This is a genomic window from Caulobacter sp. NIBR2454 (assembly GCF_027474405.1).
Classification (GTDB): Bacteria; Pseudomonadota; Alphaproteobacteria; order Caulobacterales; family Caulobacteraceae; genus Caulobacter.
Window position 1 is genome coordinate 576,804 of sequence record NZ_CP114871.1, and the last position, 25,179, is coordinate 601,982.

Genomic DNA, 25,179 nt, shown 5'->3' on the forward strand with positions numbered 1-25,179 from the left:
ATGCCCGCAGCATCCTCCATCTCCGTTCTGGTCGTCGATGATCAGCTCACCATGCGGGCCCTGGTCCGCAATGGTCTGCAGCAGATCGGTTTCCGCGACGTCCGCGAAGCCGCCGACGGCGAGGAAGCCCTAAAGAATGTCGTCGCCAAGCCGGTGAACCTGATCATCTCGGACTTCAACATGCCGAAGATGGATGGGCTGGCGCTGCTGCGCGCGGTGCGCGCCCACCCGCCGATCAGCAAGGTGGCCTTCGTCATGCTGACTGGCCGCGCCGACCGCGAGCTGGTCCAGCGCGCCGTGCAGTTCGGCGTGAACAACTACCTGGTGAAGCCCTTCACCGTGCAGGTTCTGCGCGAGAAGATCGAACAGGTCTTCGGGCAACTGACATGACCCTTGGCCGGCCCGCGCCGACAGCTCCGGAATACACGCGCAAGGTCCATGTGACCCAGGGCGAGCAGCATGTCACGAACGACCCCGGCGTCGTTATGACCACTGTGCTGGGCTCCTGCATTGCTGCATGCATTCGTGACCCCCAGGCGGGGATCGGGGGCATGAACCACTTCCTGCTGCCCGATGACGGCGGCGGTCGGGGCGGCGACTCGGTCCGGTTCGGCGCCTACGCCATGGAACTGCTGATCAACGACCTTCTGAAGCAGGGCGCTCGTCGCGACCGTCTGGAGGCCAAGATCTTCGGCGGCGGCAAGCTGTTCGACGGCTTGTCCGACGTGGGCGCGAGCAACGCCGAATTCGCCGAACGCTTCCTGCGCGACGAAGGCATTCCGGTTGTTTCGTCCAGCACTGGCGGCCCCTCGGCCCGCCGGGTGGAGTTCTGGCCCGTCAGCGGGCGGGTGCGTCAGCGCCTGGTCGCCGTCGAGCAAGCTCCGCAGGAAGTTCGTCGTCCCGCCGCGCCGCCGCCCGCGGAGTCCTCGGGCGATCTGGAACTGTTCTAAGGGACATCATGTCGACCTCGCTCCGCCCCGCAGCTTTGCTCACGCCCGAAGACGCCGGCGACCTGCCGGTGGGCGAGCTGTCGCGCCGCTTGGCCGCGGAACTGGCGGCCGCGGCTGCGATCTGCCGCGAGTGCGAGGTTCTGGCCGGCGATCTGGCCAATGACGGCGTGGCCATCGCCAACCTGACGCGCCTTCAGGCGCTCGACGAACTGACCCAGCGCCTCGCCGGTCTCTCCTGCGTGCTGGAACGCATCAGCGAGCATGCCAACGGCGAATGGAGCCTGCAGCTCGAACCGCTGCTCAAGGGCCTTGGCCTAGCGGATCTGGTGGTGCGGCTGCGCACGGCCAACGTCGAACCCGCCTGGGATCGCCAGGCGGGCGAACCGGACCTCTGGTAGCGAATGTCCCTCGCCTCCGCCCTTCAGTCGGCGACCAGGATCCAGCTCGAACACGCGTCGGTGCTGGTGCTGGACGACAACGGGCAGTCTCTCGATATCCTCTGCCAGGTCGTCTACGGCTTTGGCGTGCGCACGGTGCATCGCGCCGAGACCGTGGCGGAGGCCAAGGAGCATGTGGCCAGCCAGACGCTGGATCTGATCCTGTCCGACGTGCAGATGCCCGAGCCGGACGGCTACGACTTCGTCCATTGGCTGCGCCGTGAGGCCAAGGAGCCTAACCGCTTCGCTCCAGTCATTCTAATCACCGGCCACACGCGCCAGTCCCAGGTGCTGAAGGCCCGCGACAGCGGCGCCACCTTCACTGTCGCCAAGCCGCTGACACCGAAGGTCCTGCTCGAGCGCATCATCTGGATCGCGCGCGAGGACCGCATGTTCATCGAGTGCGACAGCTACATGGGACCGGACCGGCGCTTCAAGTTCGAAGGCCCCCCGATGGGGATGGAAGGCCGTCGCCATGATGACCTGCCGCCTGAGATGGGCGATCTCTCGGGTCCTGATCTGTCTCAGGACGAAATCAACAGCTTCATGAAGGTCGCAAAGGTCTCGATATGAGCGTCGCGCGCAGTTTCCATGTGCCTAATCGGCTCGGCGCGGTGATGCGCCGGGCAGGGGGCATTCGCGCGAACGAGGCCATCGCGCGTGCTGAGGCGGGTGTCGAGCAGTTCCGCGAGGAAAGCCTCAAGACCATCGGCGAGATCATGGCCCAGCTGGACGAACGGTTCGGCCCGACCGCCGAACGTGACGGCGCCGATTTCGAGGAGCTCTACACTCTGGTTCTGCGGATGATCGACGTCAGCGGCTTCGTGACCCATACGGGTCTGGACCGCAGCGCCGTGTCGCTCTGCACCCTGGTCGACACCATGGCTGAACGTGGCCGCTGGCGCTGGCCGGCGGTGGACGTCCACCTGGACGCCATGCGCTTGTTGTGGACGCAGGGCGAGACGCTTGCCGAGGGTGAGCGCGAGGCCGTGATCGACGGCCTCTACAAGGTCAGCAAGCACAAGCCCGCTTCGGAATAGGAAGGGCTCGCCGCACTGCGCGGCGTACCGCTCCTGATCAGCCCTTGTCCGACAGCTTGGCGAACAGGGTCTTCAGGTGGGTCTGGCCGTCCGCCGTAATGACGGGCGCTTCGGTTTCAGGCGCGTACTTGCGCAGCAGGCCTCGGCTGGCGGGGTGCGTGGCGACCGTCGGGGGCTTCGGCGCGACGACGACGGTGGGGCGAACCTCGGCGATGCTCACGGGCGAGGACTTGATCTTGAGTTCAGGCTTCGAGACGGGGGCGTCTTCAGGCGCGGCGGCCTCCGCGACCGGCTGAGCGAAACCTTGAAAAACTCGCTGACGGACCGCGGCGATCGCCGCACGGGCGCCATGCACGCGACCGGGGCCAGCAACCTCGACCTCCGCGACGAAGATCTCTTCCGGCTCATCGACGACCATGGGCGCCGGCAGCGGCGCCAGCACGGTGAAGTGGGATTCCGGCACGTCTCCATCGTCCTCGACGTCGTCGAAGACCTGATAGGGAAGATCGACCTGGTTGATCTTCTGAAAGAGTCCGCGAACGTCGTTGACCATTGTCGAGGCCTTAGCTTAGCCGTGACCTAGGTCTTAGCAGAGCTTTCAGGACAAGGGACTGCGGCGCAGTGTCATAGGCCTATGCGTTTACGACCCAAGTCCTTGCGCGCCACTGCAGCCAACAGTTGCAGCACCGACGAATAATAGTTGGGTTCTTCGACTCGCCATTTGGCGATTCCGACGTCGGCCAGCACCAGGGCCGCCACCGCCGCGCCGCCGTTAGACAACGGATAGGGCGCGACCTCGCCGGTCATCACGTCGATCCAGGCGGGCGAGCGCTTGTCGTCCTTGAAGCCGGCGCGCCAAAGGGCGGCGATGCTGCGCACCTGCCGCCGATCCTTTTCCCCGCCCCACACCAGATAGAGAGGCGCGCGGATCGCGTCGAAGCCAAAGCGTGGCGGCCGCCCGGCGGCCGGGGCCAGACGCCCGTCAACGCCAATGAAAACCCAATCGGATGGCAGAGCGCTTTGACCGAACAGGGCGAGATCGGCCAGTTCCAGTCCGCCGGCGATCGTCGCCTGCCAGGGGCCGGCGGGATCCATCTGCGCGAAGGCCTTCAGGGCCGGCAGCACGAAGTAGGAGGGGTTGTAGGTGACGCCGTCGGCGCCGGCGAAACCCTCCAGCCCCGGCAGCAGCACCGAACGCCCCGCGATCTGGGTGATCAGGCCACGGCCGATGGCGCCGCGAATTTCCGCTGAAGCACGGGCGTAGTCCTCGCTGCGCCAGCGTTCAGACGCCCTCAACAGCGCCCAGGCGATGAAGATGTCGCCATCGGTGGCGTTATTAGGATCGGTGAGCGGCGGCTCGGCCGTCGGATCGTAGCGCCAGCTGAACAGTCGCACGTCCGGTCGGGCCAGATTGGCGTTGGTCCAGGTCCAGACCTTTTCGAAGGTTTCGCGGTCCTCGAAGGCCTCGGCCAGCAGCATCGCCCAGCCCTGGCCCTCCGTATGGGAGACGCCGCCATTGCCGTTGTCGACGATGCGCCCGTCCGGCTGCATATAGCGGGCCTTGAAGCTTTCCCAGGTCTCGCCTTCCTCGGCGCAGGCCGTCGCGCCGGGCAAGATCATCGCCAGGGCCGCGGCGGCCAGCAGGGAGCGGCGATTTGAGAGAGCGTGGGTCTTCATCGGCCCATCGATGACATTTTGCACGGGCGCGCGCTAGACGCCGTGGAACAGCTCGAGCGGCTCTGCGCCGTCGCTGGCGCGCAGAGTCTTGTCGATCGGGCTGCCCTGGGCTTGGAGCCAGACCGTATAGGCGCCTTCGAGCACCGACGCCCAGGCGCTGGCCCAGATTTTTTCGTCGGCTTGCGTCACCACGTCGGGGTAGGCGCCATGCACGATGCGCACGCCGTCCGAGACGGCGGTCAGACGAACCCAGCCCCAGTCCATGCCGGACCAGACCTTGTTCATCGCCGTCTCCAGCTCCTCAAGGGTATCGACCTTGGCCAGCGGCGTGGCCTGCGCCATGCGACGTCCCACCTGGCGCAGAAAGTTGCGCACTTCCTCGGGGTCGGCGCCGCTGTGCAGCTCGCCCACCAGGGCCGCGAGGAAACCGCGCCATTGCGGGTTTAGCTGCCGCTGGGTGCGGCGGTAATAGGCGAGGTCGGATGCCTGAACGTCCTTGTCCGCCATCCACGGGGTTGGGGTTTTCATCGAGGGCCTCCGATCGCCTGGCGGATGTAAAGCCCGACCGTGGTCTCACTGTACTCGCCGAAATTGTCGAAACTCAGCGCCCCGCCGAACGTGGTGGTGGGCGTGAACTTGTAGTCGATGGCCGCGCGACCGTTGACGCCAAAGCCGCTGCGGCTGCTGCCGGAGAAGCCGCGCTTCACGTCCGGGTCCTGCGCCGAAATGGCGTTCTGCGCGCCTTGAAGGGTCGGATCAGTGGGGAAGTAATCCCGCGCGGACTGGCTGTAGGTCTGGTAGCCCGGCGTGGCGCGAAGCTCGCCGCCCCAGCGCTCGCCCTGAACCTTCCAGCTCATGGGGAAGGCGACGGCGGTGAACTGCTGCGGGCTGAAATAGCCGCCGTTCCCGTACGAGAAGACGTTCTGGTTGTTGTCGTAGGCCTGAAGGTTCAGGTTCGCGCCCAGCTGCACCACCTGGCGCGTGCTGACATAGGGACGAATATAGCCGCCGACGTTGAATTGCAGGCTCTCATTCTCTTCGACCAGCCGGCCGTCATACTTGCTGGCCGAGGCGTCGGCGTAGAAGCCCAGCTTGCCGCGCTCGTACGCCACGCCGATCCCGGCGGTGTTGCGCATCACCTGGCCCCAGCGGCGGCCGGTCAGCGGGTCACGCGACGAGGCGTAGGAGGTGACGCTGTCCGTCACCGCCCGGCGCTCGATCCACACGCGCGGGCGCAGGCCGCCGATATTGGGCTCGACCGAAAGCCCGCCGGTCATTTCTGGCGGCTTGGCGAAACCGATGGGCGTGACGCCCATATCGACCTTCAGGCCATCGACCTCATAGGCCACCTGGGCGGCGACCCCGGCGGCGGTGTGCGGGTTGGGCCGGCGCAGGACCGGCGGCGTGACGTCCGAAATGGTGTCGCGCGCCACCGACAGCGGATTTGTGCCAAAGCGTTGCAGGCTGTCGTCGGTGGGTGTGCCCGCGTCCAGCGACACCGGATTCAGCGTCGCGCTCAGACGGCCCCGACCAAACGGCGAGATCGAGCCGGTGACCTTGGCCGACAGCTCGTGCAACTGGCTGAGGCCCGCTTCGCCGCTGCGGGCGCGGAAATCGACATTGGAGTCCACGCGCGGGGCGATGGTCTCCGACAGGTCGGCGATCTGGCGGTCGATGGACTGCAAAACCCCGTCCCGCGCGGGCGTGCGCGGCAATAGTGGGTTCACCGGCGTCGGCAGGGCGCCATAACCCCCGACGGGCGGCGTGTTCTGATAGGTCTGCGGCTGTACCGGATAGGTAGGCTGTGACTGCGACGGGTAGACATAGGGCGAGGTGTAGACCGGCGGCGCGTAGTTGGGCGCGGCCGGCGCCGGAGCCAGCAGCGACGGCGTGGTCGGATAGAACGGCGCCGACAGAGCCGGGGCCTGATAGACCGGGGCCTGATAGGCGGGCGCGGCGTAGGTCGGCTGCGGCGGCACGGGCGCCGGATAGGTTGGCGCGGCGCGGCGCACCGGGGCCTTGGCCTTCGCCTTCGGCTTTGCGGGGGTGGCGGCGCGCGTCTGCGGCTGCGTCGGCGCCCGATAGGTCGGCGCGGGTTGAGCTGGGGCCTGATACCGAGGCGCTTGGTATTGCGGCGCCTGATAGGTCGGATAGGCTGGCGGCGCATAGACCGTCGGCGGCGTCACGGGCGCGGCGTATGTCTGGGTCGGATAGACCGGCGCCGGATAGGTCGGCGCGGCGTAGGTCTGAGCCGGATAGCTGGGCGCATAGACCGGTGCGGCCGCCTGAGGGGCGTAGGTCGGGGCCTGATAGACCGGCGCTTGATAGGTTTGCTGTTGCTGCGGCGCATAGTAGGACGGCGCCGTCGCCATGGGCGCGGCGGCCTGGGGCGCCTGGTAAGTCTGCGTGGGATACAGCGGCGCGGGGCGGGTCTGCTGCGCGGGCTGCTGCAGCGGCGGCAGATAGGTCTGGGCCTGATAGCCCGGCTGCGGCGCCGGCGAGGGATAGTTCGGGTCGGCGTAGGTCGGGGCCGTCTGATAGGCCGGCGTCGCCTGGGTGGGATAGGCCTGGCTCGGCGGATAGACGGGGCTTTGGCCGTAGGGGTTCAGCGCCGCGGGCGTCTGGGCCTGGGCCAGCATGAAGGCGTCCTGCGCCGGCGGCATGTCGACAAAGCCGGCGTTGACCGCGAACTGCGGCTCCGGCGCTGACGGCGCCGGGCTCCATGCGACCTGTGTCGCGACAGGCGCCTCATTCCAGGCGGTCTGCGCTAAGGGCTGGTCGAAGCTCGCGGGCAGCATGTAGCCAGGTATTGGCGGCTGCAGGGCGGTGGTCGGCGATGACGGAACAGGCTGGTATGGCGTGAACACCGCCGGGCCGCTGGACTGGCTGCGGAACGGGTTCACGCCCAAGGCGCCCGACGGCGTCTGGTAGGGCGAGACCGGAACCGGCTGAACGCCAGTATAGAGCGACGGACCAATCGGCACGCCCTGGCGTTCGCGCAGGACGCGGGCGGTCTCCAGCGCCTTGATGGCCGCGCTCTTGTCGCCAGTGGACTGCTCGATGCGTGCGGCGATCAGATAAAGGTTCGGATCGCCCGGCGTGCGTTGCATGGCCGCGCGCAGCAGCTCCTTGGCGCGGGGCACGTCGCCGCGCGCCACCGCCGCCTCGAGCACGCCGTTCAGCGCCTCGGGATCGTTCGGATTCTGGCGCAGCAGGACGTCATAGACCTGACCCGCTTGGGCCGAGAGCCCGCCGGTCTGATAGACCCGGGCCAGGGTGGACAAGAGGCGCGTGTCGTTCGGGGCCGTGGCGAAGGCGTTCGATAGCACATCGAAGGCCTGGGCGTAGTCGCCGGCCAGACGCAGGCGATCCGCCCGCTCCGATCCCAGGGTGGCCACAAGGCCCGCCATGCCCTGGCGGCCCGAAGGGGTGTTGGCGGCCGGCGTCGCGCCGATCTGGCGGATCAGGGCGGCGGCCTCGGCGTCGCGGCCCGACCGCGCCAGAACCGAGACGAAACCGCCATAGGAAGCGGGGTCGGCGCCGACCGCGCCGCTGGTCAGGATGCGCTGGGCCAGGGCCTGCGCCTGGGCCTTGTCGCCAAGGTCGAACAGGGCGTCGGCGATCGAACCCTGGACGCCCACCGTCATGTTCGGCCGCGCCAGCAGTTCGCGCAGCAGGGTCAGGGCCTCGCCATTGCGGCCGCTGGTCCGAAGGTCCTTGGCCTGCTGTATGGCGGTGTCGAGATAGAGCTGCTCAGCCAGGCTGTTGAGGGCCGGGGTGCGCGCCTGCGGATGGATGCGCGACAGCAGGGCGTAGGCTTCGGACGAGCGGCCCTGTTGCTGGGCGTAGAGCGCGGCGGCGTTCAGACCCTCGACCGTGGTGCTCTGCGCCAGCATGGCCATCAGGCCGTCTGCGGCGGGCGCCTGGCCCTGGCTGACCAGGAAGCGGGCGAAATCGTAGCGGATCCACGGGTCGATCGGATCGGCGGCCAGGGCCGCCTCGAAGCTGGCGTAAGCGGACGAGTAGTCGCCGGCCGCCAGGTATTGCTGGGCCTTGGCGTGTTCGATGCGACCGCGGGTGTCGTTGATCGGACCGGCGGTGCGATCGACGGTCTGGCGCGCCAGCTGTTCGGCCTCGGCGAAACGGTTCAGCCGTAGCAGAGTCTCGATCAGCCCGGCCTGGGCGTCGGTATTGGTGCGGTTGGCGGCCAGCACCTGGCGATACAGCTGCTCGGCCTCGGCGTTTCGGCCCGAACGCAGGAAGATGTCCGCCAGCAGTTGCTGGGCCAGCGCCCGGTCCTTCGACGAACCCGACGCCAGCGGCCGCGCCAGCCGCTCGGCCTGGGCCACGTCGCCCCGCGCGGCGGCGGCCTGGGCCGCGCGCAGGTCGGCGAAGAAGGTGGCCGTCCCTAGCGCTTCGCTCCAGCGACCCCGGCTGGCCGGCGCGGCGCGGATAGCGCGCTGCAGATAGGTCTTGGCGTCGACGAAGTTTTCGCGGCGCAAGCGCACCAGGCCCACGCCGCCCAGCGCGTCGCCGTCGTTGGAGCGGACACGCAAGGCCGCTTGGAAATTCTGTTCGGCGGTGGCCAGATCGCCGCGCTCGAGCGCCGCGAAGCCCTGGGTCCGATAAGGCGCTCCCCGATCGACCGGCGCGGCCGCCCGCTGGACTTGAGCCTTGGCGGCGGTTTCCTTGGCCTCGGCGATCTTGGCGCTGATCTGGGCGTCGGCGCCGGTGCGCAGATAGTCCTCGTAGAGGCCTTCGTCGCTCGGTCGCGCGCCCAGCCACAATAGGGCCTGTCGCCATGAGGTGCGAGCCTGTCCCGCCACCGCGCCGCCGTCACGCGACAGGCGGGCGAGTTGGGCGATGCCCTCGCGGCGGGTCGATTCCTGATAGGTAAGCGCCTGGCCCAGGGCCAGGGCGACGGCCTTGTCGTTGGGCCGCTCCTTGAGCAGCGCCTCCAGGCCGCGACGGCCCTCCGCCGCGCTTTCGGAGACGCCCGACAGGGTCTGGTAGTATTCGAGCCGATAGGCGGCGGGCGGATTGCCGTTCGGGAATGCCTTGCGATAGGCGCGAACGGCGCCCGTGGTGTCGCCAGCGCGGGCCAGGCGGCGAGCGTCGGCCACTTCCGGGGAGGCGCCGCCTCTGGCCGCCGCCGCGGCGGCGACCGTGCCGCTGCCGGCGCGCACCTGGGCCAGGGACGCCAGTCGGGAGTCATTGGGCGCGACGCCGCGAAGACGGTCGGTCCAGCGCTTGGCGGCGTCCTGGTTGCCGTCCTCGGCGGCGTATCGAGCCAGGGCCGCCAGGGTGTCGGCGTTCCGGGGATCAGCCGCGAGCGCGCGTTGCAGCGCCTGCTCCGCCAGGTCCTTGCGTCCCCGTTCACGCCAGAAGGTCGCCTGCTTCAGCAGGGCGCTCACCGCCTGGCCCGTACTCTGGGCCTCGACGGCGCTCGGCATGATCAAGGCGGCCGCGGTCGCGGCCGCCACGACGCCGGCGGTCAATGCCCCTGCGGGACCTAAGGGAGCGGAGCGACGCTTCATGTCGTCTCCGCCTTGGAGCCACGGACGTTCCGGCGATGCTCCATCAGCTTGTAGGCCAGGAAGATCGGGCCCGACATGAGGATCGCCGCGCCCACCAGCGCCAGGGCCAGCATCCACGGATTACGGGTCAGCCACCACAGGATGCGCAGCAGATAGGGCAGGTCGCCGGTCCAGAAGATCGGACCGATGCGGAAGGACGACAGGCCCAGCTCGGTGTTGGCGGTCAAGTCGCCCTGCACCTTGAAGTTCTGGGCCGGGTCGGAAAGTTTGGCGACCAGGGACGGCAGGCTGTCGCGCTGGTCCGACAGCAGGGCCACCACGACCTTCTCGTGGCCGTACGGCGACCTGAAGCTGACCACCCCCGAAAAGCCGCTCTGGTTGACCAGCACTTCGTCGGCCTTCTTGCGCTCGCCGCCTTCCAGGTTGGCGTTGAACACCGAGAACACGCGCGAGATCGCTGAGCTGACCCGCAGGCGCAGGCGCGAGCCTTCGGCGACGAAGGGCGCCTCGGCGAAGAGTTCGGGATGGGTCGTGGCCATGCCCACGGGGCCGACCACCAGCACATCCTTGCCTTCCAGCGCGCTGCGGTCGCCGCTGCGGGTGATGGTCAGCTTGGTGGCGGGCGCGCCCGTGGAATCGGCGAAGCGGCCGACCAGGGACAGCACCGCTTCCAGCTCCTGGGCGGTCGGCTGGGCGCTGATCAGCAGCGCCGTCTCCGACAGGTCGGCCATGCGCGTGAACGGGAAGCCCGAGCTGACGAAGAACGCCAGGTTCGGCAGGCTGGTGAAGTGATGGCCGCGGGTCAGGTCGAGGGTGCTGTCCGGATCGATGCCACTGCGCACATTGGTCGGCAGCTCGCCCTTGCAGGCGCCCAGCTTGTTGGACTTCAGGTCGAAGAAGAAGCCCATCTGGCTTGGGCCCGACAGCAGGTAGGGCGGCAGGGCCAGGGTCTGCTCCTTCAGGGTGAAGAAGCCCGGGACGCGGTCCAGGAAACGGTCGCCGCCGGAGCGGCCGTCGGTATGCAGCGAGCGCAGGTACTGGCCGTTCAGCGACACGTCGAGACGCGAGTTGCGCAGGTCGATCCACGTGCCCTCCGGGAACCGGTAGCGCAGGCGCACGGGCGCGCCGCCGGTCGGCCACAGGAACAGGTCGGGCGAGACGCGGTAGTCGACCTGTAGCGGTGCAGGCGTCAGGCCCACCGCCTGTAGCTTCTGCTGGTCAACCAATTCTCCGAAGCGAACCGGGCGGTCCATGCGCACCCAGCGGGGGGCGTCATAGGGGACGCGCTCGCGCAGGCGGGGCGACCCGACCTGGGCGTAGGGTCCCTTCAGGCCCACCGAACCGACGGCCAGAATCTGGCCGGCCTGACGCAGCTCGGCGTCGTTGCGGCCCATGACCAGCAGCAGCGAGCTGGTCTGATCGTTGGGATTGGGGACCACGGCCAGGGTCGGGCCGTTGATGGCGGGCAGGGCGATGCCGGGGATCTGCTGGCCCGAGGTGGCGAACACCACGCCTTCGCCCGACGGCAGGCCGCCGATCACCACCGGGAAGCGGAAACCGCGATAGCCGGCCGCCAGACCAAAGTACGACGCCGCGCCGCTGGCCGCCTGGATGGCGCCGTTTCCGGGGTTGCCGGCGAACACGAAGGGAAGCACCAGTCCGCCCACGCCCGGCTCGTAGAACGGCGAGGGCAGGCGAGCCAGGTCCGGCTGGGCCGGCAGGCGCTGGAAGGTCACCGCCAGGGTTGATCGCACATTGCTGATGTTGGCCCACAGCGATGAATGCAGCGGGTCCTCGCAGCCGCGGGTGTAGTGACCGGCGAAGCGCAGGTTCAGGCGGTTCTTCGGCAGGAACAGAGCCGGATTGACCTGCATCTGGACGGTCATGTTGTTGGCCGTCTCGCGCGGCAGGACGACCGAGCCGATCACCTCGTCATTGATGGCCACGGTCAGCTGCGACAGATCGGGCAGCATCACCGGCGAATAGGCGAAGTTGAGGGTCAGGGTGGCGGCGACCGCCACCTCGTCGGTGCGCAGGTCGAACGGGATGCCCGCCTGGCCGTCCGTGCCGCGCAGGCGCAGGGGCTGCTCGACGCCCATGTCCTTGAGCGCATAGACCACCTGGCGAAGGCCGTTGCTCGTCGAAGGCGTCGCGACGGCTTCGGCGGTCGGGACCGGGACGCTGGTCGTCTGCGCCTTGGCCGAGGGGGCGAGGGTGGCGGCGGCCAGGATCGCGCCGACGGCGATGGCGCCAGTGCGCAGGGGGCGCTCCACAAGCACGCGGCCGCGCACGCGCGCTTCCAGGTCCTTCAAGCGCCACCAGAACAGCAGGCTGGCGCTGGCGCGGCACAGGTCCGCGAATGAGGCGAAGGGGTTGGCCGACGGCGTGCTGCCGTGCGGCTGCCAGGCGTCGGCGCGGCCCATCACGGCGGTGACCAGGGCGCGACGCTTGCCCAGGGGCATGGCTTGGAACTGCACGCGGATAGCCTCGTCGCCGGAAATGATGGCCGCTGGGAAGGAGACCATGCGCGCGCCGCACAGCAGATCGACGCCGGTCAGCTCGCGCCCGGCGATGTCCAGACCCGAAGGCCAGCGGACCGACAGGCCGCCCATGGACACGTCGGTGGTCTCGCTTTCCACCGCCAGGCCGTCGGCGAACCGCAGAACGACCGGCAGAATCGCGTCCACCCGGACGAAATTGCGCACCTGGCGGGTCTCACGACCCACGGCCAGGGCGGTCAGCAGGATCAGCAGGCTGAACATCGACCAGGTGGTGTTGAGCAGCAGCGTGCCGAGTTGCACATCGAAGCGCTCAGGCCAGAACAGGCGCGCAAAACCGCTGGAAACGCCGGCCACGAGCAGGAAGACGACCGTGATATGGGGCCACATCAGGCGGTAGTCGAAGTAGCCCTGTTCGAGCAGGCCGCCCTTTTCAGTCACGTTGAACTTGCCCTTCTTCGGGTCAAAAATCGTCAGCACCGTCGGGGCAAGCAAATGGAAGGCCAACAGGGTCTCGTAGACCTCGCCCCAGAACGCCCGGCGGTCTTCGCCCTGAATCCGGTTGTTGGTCATGATCGAATGGATCAGGTGGGGCGCCGCATAGACGGCGATCGTCGCGGCCGAGGCGTAGATGATGTTCGCGCCGAACAGCAGGTAAGCCAGCGGCGAGGTCAAGAACACGATGCGCGGCAGCGGAAACTGGAAGTGCATCATCGCATTGAGGTAGCAGAGTCGCTGACCCAAGGTCAGACCAGGCCCCAGCAGCGGATTATCAATGCGGAAAATCTGCGTCATGCCGCGCGCCCAGCGGGCCCGCTGGCCCACGTGCAGGGCCAGACGCTCGGTGGCGAGGCCCGACGCCAGGCGGATGTCGAGATAGGCCGTGGACCAACCCATACGCTGCAGCTTCAGCGCGGTGTGGGCGTCCTCGGTGACGGTCTCGCCGGCGAAGCCATTGGTGATCATCAGCGCCTCGCGGCGGATCACCGCGCAGGAGCCGCAGAAGAAGGCCGCGTTCCAAAAATCGTTGCCTGGCTGGACCGAGCCATAGAACAGGGCGCCCTCGTCGGGCACCTCTTTCACGGTCAGCAGGTTCCGCTGCACCGGATCGGGCGAATAGAAGTGGTGAGGCGTCTGCAGCAGGCAGAGCTTCTTGTCCTTCTGGAACCAACCGACCGTCATCTGCAGGAAGGCGCGTGTGGGGATGTGGTCGGCGTCGAACACCACGATCAACTCGCCGTCCGTCTTGGTCAGCGCGTGGTTCATGTTGCCGGCCTTGGCGTGCTTGTTGTCCGGCCGGGTCATGTAGATGGCGCCCGCCGCCTCGGCGAAGGCGCGGAACTCGGGGCGACGACCGTCGTCCAGCAGGTAGACGCGGAAGCGGTCGCGCGGATAATCCATGTTCAGGGCGGCCAGGACCGTGTCCTGAACGATCTGCAGGCTTTCGTTATAGGTGGGGACATAGACGTCCACCGTCGGCCAGGTGTTCGGCTCGCCGTGCATCGGCTCCACCGGTCGGTGCAGCGGCCAGGTTGTCTGAACATAGCCCAGGACCAGGATCAGCCAGGCGTAGAGTTCAGCCAGGAACAGGCCGGTGCCGAGCAGGGTCTCGGTGATCGTGGCGAAGTGCAGGGTCTCGGTGACCCGCCAGTAGATGTACCTAGTCGAGACGATCAGCGACAGGATGCACAGGGCGATGGTGACCTGGCGCGACTTGTTGCGGCCCAGCACGAACGCCGCGGCGATGGTGGCCAGGGCGAACAACCCCTGCGCACGCAGATCGAGCGGGACCGTAATGGCCAGCAGGCAGGCCACCAAAGCCAGTGCGCCGAGAAACAGTTTCAACACCCGCATCACTTCGGGGCCCAGATCCTTCAACGGGCGGTCGCCCCGAAGCGCGACCTTACGATTGGCCGGTAACTATAGGCGTTCGAGTTTGACTAACCATTACTCGTGACCAGAACGCCCGCCTCAAGCTGCGGCGGATTGTCCCGATCCTGGAGTAGAACGCTGTTCGCGCCCCCGCGCCAGTGGCCAAGCACACTTGCGGTTGCAGCCCCGCGATAAGGCGAGGAGGTCAGGCGGGCGTCTTGGTCCGGACAGCGGCGAACGCGTCGCTGATGCCCTTGGCCAGGGCCTCGGCGTCGAACGGCTTGTTCAGGACGACGATGTCCTGCGGCGGATCGCCCAGGTCAGGATGGCCGCTGACCAGCATGATCGGCAGGTTCGAACGCACCTTTCGCGCGGCCTCGACGAAGTCCAGTCCAGTCATGCCGGGCATGGCGAAATCGACGATGGCGATGTCGATGGCGCGGTCCTGCTTGAGGATCGCGACGGCCGCCTCGGCGCCATGCGCTTCCACGGCCTGATCACCCAGCTGGCGAACGAACTCGCTGGTCACCGTGCGCACGCTGGCGTCGTCGTCAATGACCAGCACACGCGCCACCGGCCGCTGAGGCATGATCATGGTCGTGCGTTCGCTACGCTCGGCCGCCGGAGTCGCTGCGCGGGGCAACAGAAGGCTGATCGCCGTTCCCTTGCCCGGCGTGCTCTCGACCGTCACCGCGCCCTGCGAACGCTGCACGAAGCCATAAACCATCGACAGGCCCAGGCCGGTGCCCTTGCCCACGTCCTTGGTGGTGAAGAAAGGCTCGAAAATCCGCGCGGCGATATCGGGTTCGATCCCGGCGCCGGTGTCGGCGACTGTAACGCGCACATAGTCGCCTGGGGGCAGGCCGTCGGGGCCATCCTCCTCGAAGGTCTCGCTGCGAGTGGATAGGGTGACGACCCCCGTCTCGCCCATGGCGTCCCGGGCGTTGACGCACAGGTTCAGGATGGCCAGCTCGAACTGGTCCGGCTCCACATGGGCGGGCCACACGTCGTCCTGCAGACGCCAGTCGATGTGAACCGCCCCGCCCATGCTGCGTGACAGCAGGTCGCCCATGGCCTGGAGCAGCTCGTTGACGTCGATGCTTTCGGAGCGTGGCTCTCGCTGGCGGCTGAAGCCGAGCAGGCGCTGCGTCAGAGCCGCGCCCTTCTTGGCCGCCAGGCTGGCGTTGTCGATATAGCGACGCAGGCGCGGATCGTCAGGCAAACGGCGGCCGGCCAGGTCCAGGCTGCCCAGAATGGCCGTCAGCAGGTTGTTGAAGTCGTGGGCGACGCCGCCCGCGAGCGTGCCCAAGGCTTGCAGCTTGTCGGCCTGACGCAGGCGCGCTTCGGTCATGCGCTGGTCGGTGACGTCGCGGTCGAACTCCACCATGTGCTCGACCCCAGTATCTCCCACCAGGGGGACGTGGATGGTCTCGATCCAGCGTGAACCGCCATCCGCGGGACGCTCTTCCAGAGTCTGCGCGGTCTCGGCGCGGGTGATCACCTTGCGCTCAATCGCCCCCAGGGCGGCGCCGGCATCGCCGTCCAGAAGTTCTCGCTCGATCTTCCCCAGCGCCTCGTCGCGGGACACGCCCAGCATCTGCGCCTTCAGGGCGTTGAGACGGACGATCCGTCCCTCCGCGTCCTTGAACGCCACGGCGGCGGGCAGGTTGTCCATCAGCGCCTGCAGCAGGCGTTGCTCGGTGCGCAGCTCGAAGGCCAGGCGGCTGCGTTCGACCGCGCTGGCCACCATGGCGCGCAGGGCGCCCGGCTCCCAGGGCTTGGCCGCATAGCCGCCGATGCCGCCGCTGTTGATCGCCGAAACGACCGCCGACAGGTCGGCATAGCCGGTCAGCAGGATCGACGGGGCCGGGCTGATCTCCCGCGCGGCCGCCAGGAAGGCGTCGCCGTTCATACCCGGCATGCGCTGGTCTGAGATGATCACCTCGACTCCCGGCGTCCGCGCCAGAAGCTCCAGCGCGTCGCGCGGCGATGTGGAGGTCAGGACGTCGTAGCGGTCTTCCAGCAGGTCCTGCAGGGCGATCAGGATGTCGGGTTCGTCATCGACGGCCAGGATCAACGGACGTTCGGGCAGGCGGTGGCTCATGGCTCGCGTCCCTCGGTCTCGGGGTTGATCGGAATGGAGATGACGAAGGCCGCGCCGCCCAGGGCGCTATCCTCGACGGATATGACCCCTTTGTGAGCCTCCACCACCGAATAGGCGATGGCCAATCCTAATCCTGTACCCGATCCGACGGGCTTTGTGGTGAAGAACGGCTCGAAAATCCGGTCGCGCAGGTCGGGCGGCACCCCTGGACCCGAGTCCGAAACCGCGATGCGGTAGCGGCCGTCAACCTCGCTAGTGGCGATTTCGATGACGCCTTGACCGTCCACGGCGTCGGCCGCGTTGCTGATCATGTTCATCACCACCTGATTGAGCAGGGCGGGCGAACCCTCAACCGTGCGGTCGGCTTCGAAGCGCCGCCTTACCTCGATGCCCGGCCCCAGCTTGTGGGCCAGCAGCGCCAGGACGGTCTCGATGGCGTCCGGCACATCCAGGGTCTGAACCGCGCTTTCGTCCATGCGCGAGAACCGGCGCAGGTTCAGCACCAGATCCTGGATACGCTGCAGACCCAGCCGCATGGCGGCAAGACGATCCTTCGCCTTGCCGACCGACGGTTCGTCGCCGCCAATCTGCCCCACCAGCCGCTCGACGGTGGCGTGATGGCCCAGGATGAAGGCCAGGGGATTGTTGATCTCGTGAGCGATGCCGGCAACCAGCTCGCCCAGGGACGCCATCTTCGCGGCCTGGACCAGCTTGGCCTGCGCCTCCTTGAGCTGCGAATTGGCCCCGGCCAGTTCGGCGTTGGCGGTCTCCAGGGCGCCGACCATGGCCGCCCGCGCGTTTGAGGCGGCCAGGGCCAGAGCCCGATCACGCTTTTCGACCTCTTCGCGACGGGTCTCTTCGGCCAGTTGCTTGCGACGCAGCAGCGCGCGCACGCGCACCGCCAGCACATCGTCGCTGGCGTCGGCGGGGGCCACGTCGTCGGCGCCGACCAGGAAGGCCGCGTCCAGCAGACCTCGTCCGCCCAGACCCATGATCCGGGGCGGATCGCCGCCCTCGTCCCGCATGCTTTCCGATAGGCGGCCACAGACCTTCAGCCCGTCGAAGGCGTGGGCGGCCAGATTGATCAGCACGCAGTCGGCGGGCTCCGTCAGGGCGGCGTCAAGCGCCGCCTCGTCGGCCACGGCCTCGACCGCATAGCCCTCCTGGGTGAGCATCTCCTTCAGGTGAACGCGGGTCGTGGCGCTATCGTGAAGGATGATCACCCGACCCCGCCGGAAGGGCGAGAAGGCGGCGGCCTTCGGCGCGTCGACCGAGGTCTCGCCGGAACGTCGCAGCAGCGCTTTCAGGCGCAGGCGGATCAGGCTCGGGTCGGCGGATTTGGACAGATAGGCGTCGGCGCCGCTTTCCAGGCCCTGACGCTCTAGGTCCACGTCGCGGGCGCTGGTCAGCATCAGCACCGGGATGGCGCGGGTGCGTCCGTTCAGGCGAATCTGGCGAGACAGCTCGCGGCCGTCCATCCCCGGCAGATGCACGTCGGCGATGACCAGATCGGGCAGGCGGGCGTTCAGGGTTTCGAGCGCCGCCTCGGCCGTGGCCGCGCGTTCTACGCGATAGCCCTCCGTTTCCAGCAGGGCGCGAAGTTGCAGCGCCTGGGTCTCGGAATCTTCGACCAGAAGGATTTCGATGGGCGCGCTCATCAGGCCGTTTCCGCCATCTGAAGCAGCCGAGGACCGATCATGTCGAGCGGCAGACTGGCGCGCGAGGCGCCCATCCGCACCGCGGCGGCGGGCATGCCATAGACCACCGCGCTGCTCTCATGCTCGGTGATGGTGCAGCCGCCGGCCTGTCTCAGCTCCAGCAGGCCCTTGGCCCCATCCTCGCCCATGCCGGTCAGCAGCACGCCGACGGCGTTGGGGCCCGCGGTTCGAGCCAGCGATTGGAACAGGACGTTGGCGGATGGCCGCTGGCCGCCCACGGGCGGCGCCTCCGTGACCATCAGGGTCCGCCCGGTGCGCAGCGCCAGATGCCGGTCGCCCGGGGCTACATAGACGCGGCCTGGCTCGGCCAGTTCGCCGGCGCGAGCGATGGAGACCGGCATCTGTGTCAGCCCGCCCAGCCAGGAGGCGAACCCCTCCATGAACGGCGCGCCCATATGCTGCACCACCAGGACCGGCGCCGGAAAGTCAGCCGACAGGGCGCCGATCACCTTGGCCAGGGCCGGCGGTCCGCCGGTCGATGCGGCCAGGCCCAGCACGCTCATCTTCTTGAAGGGCGGCGTGTCCAGAGAGGTGGATACGATCTTAGGGGGCGCGATGCCGCCGATGGGACGTTGGCGGATCACCGGCACGCTGCTCATGATGTAGAGCTGGGTGCGGATGTCGTCGGCCAGGGCGTCATAGGCCTGGCTGGCCAGTCCCGCCGGCTTCTCGACCACCGTCAGAGCGCCCGCGCGCAGGGCGTTCAGCGAAATCTTCAGCGAGTCCTCGACGGAATCGGCGATTACGACGATGGGCGTGGGATGCTCGGCCATGATCCGCCGCGTGGCGTCCAGCCCGTCGATTCCCGGCAGGCGGATGTCCATGGAGATGACGTCGGGCTTAACCTCCTCCAGCACCTCCAGCGCCTCTTCCGCCGACGCGACGGCTAGGGCGACGGTCAGGCGTGGATCGGCGTTGATGATGTGCGTCAGCAGGGTCCGCACCACGGCGGAATCCTCGACGATCATCACGCGCACGGGCTTTTTGGGACGAGTGGTCACAGAAGCTGGCCGATGGTCGCCAGAAGCTCGCGCTGGTCGAACTTCTGCTTGGTGATGTAGGCGCCCGCGCCCAGGGTCAGGCCACGACGCACGTCCTCCGGATCCTGGCGCGAGGTCATCAGGATCACGGGCAGGGCAGACAGCGCCGCATCGGCCTTGATCGCCTGCAGCAGGGAGAAGCCGTCCATGCGCGGCATCTCCACGTCGGCCACCACCAGATCGATGATCTCGGCGCCCGAGCGCAGTTTGTCCAAGGCGTCCAACCCATCGACGCTGAGCACGACGCGATAGCCCTGGGCCTCCAGAATGCTCTTCTCGAGCGTACGGGTGGTGAAGGAGTCGTCGACCACCAGGATGGTCCGCGCCACGGCCGCATCGGCGGCGGCGGCGGCGGCGTCCGCCGCCATGACGGTCGGGCGGCCGCTTTCGGTCCAGCGGCGGATCAGCGCCTCAGGGTCGAGCACCAGGGCCGGCGTGTCGTCCTCCAGCACCACGCCGCCCGTCACCAGGGTGGGGTCGAGCAGCGCGCCGGGGGTCTCGCCGACCAGCATGGAGCGCACATCCCGCAGGGCGTCCACGGCCACGGCCAACCGACGGCCGCCGCTATGGATCAGCAGCGCCTTAACGGCGTCGGCCTCTACGGGCAGTGGGGTGGAGGTCAAATCGATGAGCGCCGGCAAGGGAACCAGGGGAACCACAACGTCCTCACCGGCGATTGTGATCCGCACGGAAGGCCGACCTTCCAGCATTTCCACCTCGCCGCGCCTCAGGCGCAGCAGGCGTTCCACCCCGGCGGCCGGGATCGCGTAGACGGCGTCGCCGCTGTCCACCAGCGTGACGGTCTGGCGAGCGGCCGAGAAAGGGGTGGATATGACAACCTCCGCGCCCCACTGTTCGCCGGCGCGCATCTGGACCGAGCCATGCAGCCGACGCGCGGCTTCGGCGACGACAGACAGACCCGCCCCACGTCCGGACAGCCGATCGACCGTCTCGGCAGTCGAAAAGCCCTGTTCGAAGACCAGCGCCAGCAGTTGTTCGGGTGTATGCGGGCCCGGGCCGATCAGGCCCCGTTCGGCGGCGACGGCGGCGATCTTTTCCAGGTCGGGGCCAGGACCGTCGTCGTGGACGATGAATTCAAGCCGGTCGCCGCGCGTAGCGACCCGCAAGCCGATGGTGGTCGCGGCAGGCTTGCCCTGCGCCTTGCGCGCCTTCGCCGGCTCGACGCCATGACTGACGGCGTTGCGCAGCAGGTGCATCACCGGGTCCTTCAGGGCCTGCAACATGCCGCGATCGGCCAGCACGTCCAGGCCCTCGACCCGGACCTCGACGTCCACGTCGGCCTCGCGCGCCAGTTCGCGGGTCATGCCGGCCAGGCCGCCGAACACCTCTTCGGCGGGCGTCAGCACCAGGCGCTCGGACTGCTCGCGGACGGCGCGCGCCTGCTGGTCCAGCGCCCAGTCGGCTCGCGCCTTTCGCTGGGTGAAGGCCCCGAGCTCGCGCAACAAGCCGCGCAGGGCCAGATCAAACTCCAGGCTTTGGGCCGCGCCGCCGGTTCGCACGCGATCCCAGAGCCGGCCCAGGTCACGAGCGTCGGCGTGGATCCGGCGCAGATTAGCCCTGAGGCTGGCGTGGCTCTGCAACTCCGCCGACAGCGTAAGGGCGGCCGCCGACAGCGCCTCGATCTGGCCGGCCTCTATCCGCAGATAGGTTACGGTCTCGGCGTCGCTTTCCGGCGCGGGGGCGAGTTCAGCCTTGGCCACGATCGCTGTTGCGGGCGACATTCCCAAGCGCTCGCCCAGCGCGCTCAGCGCCGCCTCGGCCGAGGGCGCCTTTCTGCCCAGCCGCAGGGCGGCGGCCTGTCCTTCAACCGCGTCGAGCCCGAACTCGATGGCCTTGATGGTCTCGCGGTCGAACTCGCCGTCACCGTCGATGGCCAGGAGGAAGATCGTCTCCAGCCGGTGGGCCAGTTCCTCGATCACCGGCATGTCCACGGCCCGGGCGGCGCCCTTGAGGCTGTGAACCCGGCGGAAGGCGTCCTTCAGGTCGCCGCCAGCCGCCAGCAGGCGGCGGACCGCCTCCAGGTGTTCCTTGTGCTCGACCTCGAAGGCGGCGAGCAGTTGCTGGCGGATGTCGGACACGATGCGGCCGATCTAGAGGCGGTAACGCTCGACCAGGCCGAGCAACTGCCGCGACAGGTTCGACAGGTTGGCTGCGGCCTCGTCCAACTGGCGGGTGCCGGCGGCGGTCTGCTGGCTGGCCTGGCGGATGTTCTGCAAGGCGCCCATCACCTGCTCGATGCCCAACTGCTGTTGGTTGGTCGAGGCGACGATCTGCTGGAAGGTCTGGACGCTTTCCTGCACGCGGCTGGTGATCTCGGTGATCGTGCGCTGGGTGGTGTCGGTGCGTTCCTTGCCGGCCGTCACCCGCTTGACCGCTTCTTCGGTCAGCATCACCGAAGAATTGATGCCGCGCTGGATGTCGCCGAGGATCGAGCGGACTTGGACCGTGGCGTCCTTGGCCTGATCGGCCAGCAGCTTCATTTCCGACGCCACGACGGCGAAGGCCCGGCCGTTCTCCCCGGCCGACGCCGCTTCCAGGGCGGCGTTCAAGGCCAGCAGGTGCGTGCGCTCTGAGATGTCGTTGACCGTAGCGATGATGTCGCCGACCGCCTGGGTCTTTTCGCTGAGGGAGACGATGTTCTCGGCCACCGCTTCGGCCTGTTCGCGAATGGCGTCCATGGCGCGGGCCGTCTCGTCCACGGCGCGCAGACCTTCATTGCTGGTCTGGGCGGTGGCCTGGGCCGAGGCGATGACCTCCTGGGCGCGCTTGCCGATCTGGGCGCCGGAATGGGTGATTTCATCCACCGTCGCGGCGGTCTCCTGCACGGCGGCCAGCTGCTCTTCGACGCTGGCGGCCTGTTCCTGGGTGCTGGCGCGGATCTCGGCGGTGGCGGCGTTCAGATTCTCAGTGGCCTCGCGGCTCTGGCGGGCCAGTTGGCTGAGGCCTTCGACCATTTCGTTGAGCGTGCCGCCCAGCTTGCCGATCTCATCGTCGCTGACCCCGGCCTTGCCGGTCAGGTCACCCTGGCCGACCTTGCCCACGAAGGTCATGAAGGCGCCCAGAGGCCCGACGATCGAGCGGCGGATCAGGTAGGTCACCAGGCAGGCGACGAACAAAGCCACCGCCAGGGCCGCGAAGATGCCGATGCGGCTGGCGTCATAGGTTTCATTCACCCGGCGTTGGCCGGACAGGATCGCCGCGTCCAGCACGGTCTCGGCGCCTTGCATGCCGCGACCAAACTCGGCCCGGCGCTGCACCAGCGCCGTCTGCGCCGCGGCCACGCCCGGGGCGTCGCCCGCCCGCACGGCGGCGAACAGGGCCTCGGTGTCGGCCCGGCCCTGGCGGGAAGACGCGGCGGTCTGCGACAGATGGCGTTCGATCTCGCTCCACGCCTCGGCCCGTTCTGAAGATGCCGCGCTGTCGCCGAATTCGCGTGCCCGGGCGATGGCGGTCGACAGGGTGGCGTCCATCTCCAGACCCTTTTGACGCCAGTTGGCGATCGGGTCGACGTCGTTGCCGCCGATGCCTCCGGCCGACCGGGTCAGATAGCTGGTGATGACGGCGTCGCTGGCGGCGCGCATCTCGTTGGCGATGTTCCGGACATCCCCGATCTGGCGGACCATGGCCATGTCGCGGGTGACGACGGTCTCGGTGGTCTCCTTGACCACGCCCACCTGGTTCAGGCCGTAAATGCCGACGCCGAGCATCAGCGTGGTCACGAAGGCGAAGCCGAGAAGAATTCTGTTGGCGATCGTCACGGGTCAGGCTCCGGGGATGGTCTGGGTCGGAAGCGCGCTGAGCAGCGCCTCCGGTTGCAGGATGGTCAGGGTGCGGCCGGCGAGGTCGCGGACGCCGCCACGAACGACGGCGCGCTGGTTGTCGTCTTTTTCCTGATCGGTCAGGGGCTCTGCCTCGGCGACGCCGAGAACCCCGTCAACGCGTAGGGCGATAGGTGACGGTGCTGTCGATAGCACGAGCAGCCACCCGTTGGTGGCCGCCGCGGTCGCCCCGCCGGTCAGCACAGCCAGATCAAGCACCGCATGCAGGCGGCCGCCATGGGGCAGCACGCCGATCAGGGCGGGGTTGGAGCGGGGCGCCGATGCGATGCGGGCCAGGGGCAACACTTGCGCGACCGTGCCAAGAGGCAGTCCCATCAATCCGCCGGCCGTCTCACAGAGAAGGACCTGGGTCGTCGCCGCGGCGGCGGCCTCGACGCCGCGCACAGCGAGGCGCTCCGCCCGCGCGGCGGTTATGCGGCGTGCGCGGACAGGCGACATCTCGCCTGCCGAAACCTTGGTCTTTTTGGTGCGACCTGTGGCCATCACCCCCCCGTAATGGACTCAAGCTGGGCGCGCGCCGCTTGCCGCAGCGCGCCCGCAGTGAGCCCCGACCCCGCCGTCAAACGCACATCGCCGTCCAAGGTTCCAGCAATTTTCGCGGCTGTCGCCAGCGCCTTTCGGCCGCTGGGTTTGCGCCCCGTCGCCGCCAGCAGAAGTCCCAGATGGTAGTGCGCCATGACGAAGTCGCGGCTCAGATAAAGCGCGCGCCGAAAGGCCTGCTCCGCTTCCGTCGAGCAATCCATCGCCTGAAGGATCACGCCTTCGTACAGATGCAGTTCAGCCGCGTCGGGACGTTCCCCGATCGCAGCACGGCACAGGGCGTGGGCGGCGTCGTAGCGACCGGCATCCGCGGCGGCGCGAATCTGGCTGACCGCCTGGTCGAGGGGCGGGGCGGAAGGTCGGGGTGAGGCTGGCGCTGGCGCCTGCGGCCTCGCGATGGGACGCGGCGCGACGGGGGCCGCAGCTGGCTCCGGCGCGGAAGGCGGGACAGGGTCGAAGCTCGGTGGCTCCAGGTTCGGCGGTTCGTAATCTTCGCCTTCCAGCGGCTTTCGGTAAGCCGCGGTGCCGGGCAGGGAGATGGGCTGCAGAGCGCGTGCGAAATTGGGGTTTGGCTCGGCATGGCCCACCAGCAGCCACCCACCGTTGGCCATCCGCTCGCCCATGGCCGCGACCAGCGCGTCCACCGTGGCGGGATGGAAATAGATCAGCACGTTGCGGCACAGGATGAGGTCGAACTCCGACCACTCCAGCGGCGCGTCTCCGGTCAGCAGGCTCAACAGGTTGGCCCGCTCGAACCGCACCAGCGATCGGTAGGCGGCCCGTAGCCGCCAGCGTCCGTTGTCCTCCGGCTCGAACCAGCGCTGCTGGTCTGCCGGGCTCATCGCACGCAGCGCCCAGCGACCGAACACGCCTGTTCGCGCGGCGTCGAGCGAAGCCTGGTTGATGTCCGAGCCCAGGATCGACACCCGCCAGTCGCTCAACTGCTCACCCAACATCTGGGACAGCAGGATGGCCAGGGAATAGGGCTCAGACCCGTTGGCGCAGCCCGCACTCCAGATGCGTATGCGCCGGCTCTCGCGCCGGCGCTCCAGAATGTCGGGCAGGATCGTCTGCCGCAGAGCGTCGAACTGCTCGGCGTAGCGGAAGAAGAACGTCTCGCCGACCGTGATCTCGGCTTCCAGGGCGGACCATTCGCGGTCCGCATCGATCCCGTTCAGGCGCTCCAGATAGGCCGCCGCGTCGGGCGAGCGCACCGCGCCCATGCGCTTGCGGATCCGCTCCCAGAGCAGGTCGTCCTTGTCGTCGTAATAGAAGTGGCCGGTGCGCTCGATGACCCGTCGCTTCAGCTCCCAGAAGGGGTGAGACGGTTCGAGAATCTGAGTTTCGGATGTTCCGCGTCGCTGGATCAAGCCGGCGACGGGCTCCATTCCTCGATCCGGGCCTGTGCGGCCTGCGTGATGTCGGCCAGTCGGGCCTTCTCCTCGGCGAGCAACAGGCGCTCAAGCGAAAGCACGGGGACAAGGCCGTCGGCGCGGGCCAGCTGAGCGACGACACAGCCATTGAGGCTTTCGCCCTCGTCGGCGGCGCGCAGCGTCTGTGGATCGATTGGGGTCACGTCCAGCACCCGATCGACCAACAGGGCCAGCCGGCGATCGCCCGACCGCACCAGCAACAGATGGCTATAGAGATCGGCTTGCGCCTCGCCGCCGAACAGGGCGGCCAGAGATACCGTCGCGACGGCCTCGCCGCTCAGGTTGAACACACCCGCCAGGGCGCGGGGCGCCGTCGGCGGATGGGTCAGGTCCGGAACAGGCAGAATCTCTAGCACCGACTCGCGGGGCAGGGCCGCGGTCAGGCCTCCGAACTGGAAAATGGCGTAGACATCACGCTGCGGGCTCATGTTTGTCATAAGCCACAACAGCGCGGTGGGCGGCAATGGCCGCCC

General features: G+C 68.3%; 18 protein-coding genes. 5 read left to right on the top strand and 13 right to left on the bottom strand.

Annotated elements, in window-relative coordinates; translation table 11 throughout:
* From O5K31_RS02725 to O5K31_RS02745, 5 genes are read left to right on the top strand one after another with little or no spacing between them, the layout of a single operon-like run.
* Positions 1-390: a response regulator gene (locus O5K31_RS02725; protein WP_269715604.1), complete on the top strand. Its 390-nt coding sequence runs from the start codon at positions 1-3 to the stop codon at positions 388-390.
* Positions 387-950, top strand: a complete 564-nt coding sequence (locus O5K31_RS02730; RefSeq protein ID WP_269715605.1) for a chemotaxis protein CheD — start codon at positions 387-389, stop codon at positions 948-950. The genes O5K31_RS02725 and O5K31_RS02730 overlap by 4 nt, the downstream gene beginning before the upstream one ends.
* A gap of 8 nt (positions 951-958) precedes the next feature.
* Positions 959-1,348: a chemotaxis protein CheU gene (locus O5K31_RS02735; protein WP_269715606.1), complete on the top strand. Its 390-nt coding sequence runs from the start codon at positions 959-961 to the stop codon at positions 1,346-1,348.
* Positions 1,349-1,351: 3 nt separating this feature from the next.
* Positions 1,352-1,960 carry a response regulator gene (locus O5K31_RS02740; protein ID WP_269715607.1) on the top strand — a complete coding sequence of 203 codons (609 nt, stop codon included), beginning with the start codon at positions 1,352-1,354 and terminating at the stop codon, positions 1,958-1,960.
* The gene (locus O5K31_RS02745) at positions 1,957-2,427 is read left to right on the top strand and encodes a chemotaxis protein CheE (protein WP_269715608.1); all 471 of its coding nucleotides are present in this window, start codon (positions 1,957-1,959) and stop codon (positions 2,425-2,427) included. Before O5K31_RS02740 ends, O5K31_RS02745 begins: the two co-directional genes overlap by 4 nt.
* A gap of 37 nt (positions 2,428-2,464) precedes the next feature.
* Here the strand turns inward: O5K31_RS02745 and O5K31_RS02750 are convergent, their stop codons facing one another.
* The 13 genes from O5K31_RS02750 to O5K31_RS02810 all read right to left on the bottom strand — a co-directional run bounded on the left by O5K31_RS02750 (position 2,465) and on the right by O5K31_RS02810 (position 25,134).
* Positions 2,465-2,980, bottom strand: coding sequence for a hypothetical protein (locus O5K31_RS02750; protein ID WP_269715609.1), 516 nt, complete (start codon positions 2,978-2,980; stop codon positions 2,465-2,467).
* Positions 2,981-3,051: 71 nt separating this feature from the next.
* Positions 3,052-4,104 carry a glycosyl hydrolase family 8 gene (locus O5K31_RS02755; protein WP_269715610.1) on the bottom strand — a complete coding sequence of 351 codons (1,053 nt, stop codon included), beginning with the start codon at positions 4,102-4,104 and terminating at the stop codon, positions 3,052-3,054.
* Between the two features lie 33 nt (positions 4,105-4,137).
* Positions 4,138-4,632, bottom strand: a complete 495-nt coding sequence (bcsD, locus tag O5K31_RS02760; protein ID WP_269715611.1) for a cellulose biosynthesis protein BcsD — start codon at positions 4,630-4,632, stop codon at positions 4,138-4,140.
* A complete protein-coding gene (locus O5K31_RS02765; protein WP_269715612.1) occupies positions 4,629-9,641 on the bottom strand; it encodes a cellulose synthase subunit BcsC-related outer membrane protein in 5,013 nt (1,670 codons plus the stop codon). The genes bcsD and O5K31_RS02765 overlap by 4 nt, the downstream gene beginning before the upstream one ends.
* Positions 9,638-13,993, bottom strand: a complete 4,356-nt coding sequence (gene bcsA / locus O5K31_RS02770; protein WP_269716987.1) for a UDP-forming cellulose synthase catalytic subunit — start codon at positions 13,991-13,993, stop codon at positions 9,638-9,640. Before bcsA ends, O5K31_RS02765 begins: the two co-directional genes overlap by 4 nt.
* A 223-nt stretch (positions 13,994-14,216) precedes the next feature.
* Positions 14,217-16,115 (bottom strand): response regulator, encoded by a 1,899-nt coding sequence (locus tag O5K31_RS02775; RefSeq protein WP_269715614.1) that lies wholly within the window; start codon positions 16,113-16,115, stop codon positions 14,217-14,219.
* On the bottom strand, positions 16,112-17,773 hold the full coding sequence (locus tag O5K31_RS02780; RefSeq protein WP_269715615.1) for a response regulator: 1,662 nt from the start codon (positions 17,771-17,773) through the stop codon (positions 16,112-16,114). Before O5K31_RS02780 ends, O5K31_RS02775 begins: the two co-directional genes overlap by 4 nt.
* A complete protein-coding gene (gene cheB / locus O5K31_RS02785) occupies positions 17,773-18,834 on the bottom strand; it encodes a chemotaxis-specific protein-glutamate methyltransferase CheB (RefSeq protein ID WP_269715616.1) in 1,062 nt (353 codons plus the stop codon). Before cheB ends, O5K31_RS02780 begins: the two co-directional genes overlap by 1 nt.
* Complete coding sequence (locus O5K31_RS02790; protein WP_269715617.1) at positions 18,831-20,972, bottom strand: hybrid sensor histidine kinase/response regulator; 2,142 nt, start codon at positions 20,970-20,972, stop codon at positions 18,831-18,833. Before O5K31_RS02790 ends, cheB begins: the two co-directional genes overlap by 4 nt.
* 12 nt (positions 20,973-20,984) lie before the next feature.
* Positions 20,985-22,652, bottom strand: a complete 1,668-nt coding sequence (locus O5K31_RS02795; RefSeq protein ID WP_269715618.1) for a HAMP domain-containing methyl-accepting chemotaxis protein — start codon at positions 22,650-22,652, stop codon at positions 20,985-20,987.
* Positions 22,653-22,655: 3 nt separating this feature from the next.
* On the bottom strand, positions 22,656-23,216 hold the full coding sequence (locus tag O5K31_RS02800) for a chemotaxis protein CheW (protein WP_269715619.1): 561 nt from the start codon (positions 23,214-23,216) through the stop codon (positions 22,656-22,658).
* Complete coding sequence (locus tag O5K31_RS02805; RefSeq protein WP_269715621.1) at positions 23,216-24,661, bottom strand: CheR family methyltransferase; 1,446 nt, start codon at positions 24,659-24,661, stop codon at positions 23,216-23,218. The genes O5K31_RS02800 and O5K31_RS02805 overlap by 1 nt, the downstream gene beginning before the upstream one ends.
* A complete protein-coding gene (locus O5K31_RS02810) occupies positions 24,640-25,134 on the bottom strand; it encodes a chemotaxis protein CheW (protein ID WP_269715622.1) in 495 nt (164 codons plus the stop codon). Before O5K31_RS02810 ends, O5K31_RS02805 begins: the two co-directional genes overlap by 22 nt.
* Between the last annotated feature and the right edge of the window lie 45 nt (positions 25,135-25,179).

Excerpts from the sequence above, each read along its gene's own strand:
- bcsA (WP_269716987.1), bottom strand. The coding sequence starts at position 13,993 with ATGCGGGTGTTGAAACTGTTTCTCGGCGCACTGGCTTTGGTGGCCTGC.
- O5K31_RS02750 (WP_269715609.1), bottom strand. The coding sequence starts at position 2,980 with ATGGTCAACGACGTTCGCGGACTCTTTCAGAAGATCAACCAGGTCGAT.
- O5K31_RS02775 (WP_269715614.1), bottom strand. The coding sequence starts at position 16,115 with ATGAGCCACCGCCTGCCCGAACGTCCGTTGATCCTGGCCGTCGATGAC.
- O5K31_RS02740 (WP_269715607.1), top strand. The coding sequence starts at position 1,352 with ATGTCCCTCGCCTCCGCCCTTCAGTCGGCGACCAGGATCCAGCTCGAA.
- O5K31_RS02810 (WP_269715622.1), bottom strand. The coding sequence starts at position 25,134 with ATGAGCCCGCAGCGTGATGTCTACGCCATTTTCCAGTTCGGAGGCCTG.
- O5K31_RS02765 (WP_269715612.1), bottom strand. The coding sequence starts at position 9,641 with ATGAAGCGTCGCTCCGCTCCCTTAGGTCCCGCAGGGGCATTGACCGCC.
- bcsD (WP_269715611.1), bottom strand. The coding sequence starts at position 4,632 with ATGAAAACCCCAACCCCGTGGATGGCGGACAAGGACGTTCAGGCATCC.
- O5K31_RS02730 (WP_269715605.1), top strand. The coding sequence starts at position 387 with ATGACCCTTGGCCGGCCCGCGCCGACAGCTCCGGAATACACGCGCAAG.
- O5K31_RS02725 (WP_269715604.1), top strand. The coding sequence starts at position 1 with ATGCCCGCAGCATCCTCCATCTCCGTTCTGGTCGTCGATGATCAGCTC.
- O5K31_RS02805 (WP_269715621.1), bottom strand. The coding sequence starts at position 24,661 with ATGGAGCCCGTCGCCGGCTTGATCCAGCGACGCGGAACATCCGAAACT.
- O5K31_RS02780 (WP_269715615.1), bottom strand. The coding sequence starts at position 17,773 with ATGAGCGCGCCCATCGAAATCCTTCTGGTCGAAGATTCCGAGACCCAG.
- O5K31_RS02800 (WP_269715619.1), bottom strand. The coding sequence starts at position 23,216 with ATGGCCACAGGTCGCACCAAAAAGACCAAGGTTTCGGCAGGCGAGATG.
- O5K31_RS02735 (WP_269715606.1), top strand. The coding sequence starts at position 959 with ATGTCGACCTCGCTCCGCCCCGCAGCTTTGCTCACGCCCGAAGACGCC.
- O5K31_RS02745 (WP_269715608.1), top strand. The coding sequence starts at position 1,957 with ATGAGCGTCGCGCGCAGTTTCCATGTGCCTAATCGGCTCGGCGCGGTG.
- O5K31_RS02755 (WP_269715610.1), bottom strand. The coding sequence starts at position 4,104 with ATGAAGACCCACGCTCTCTCAAATCGCCGCTCCCTGCTGGCCGCCGCG.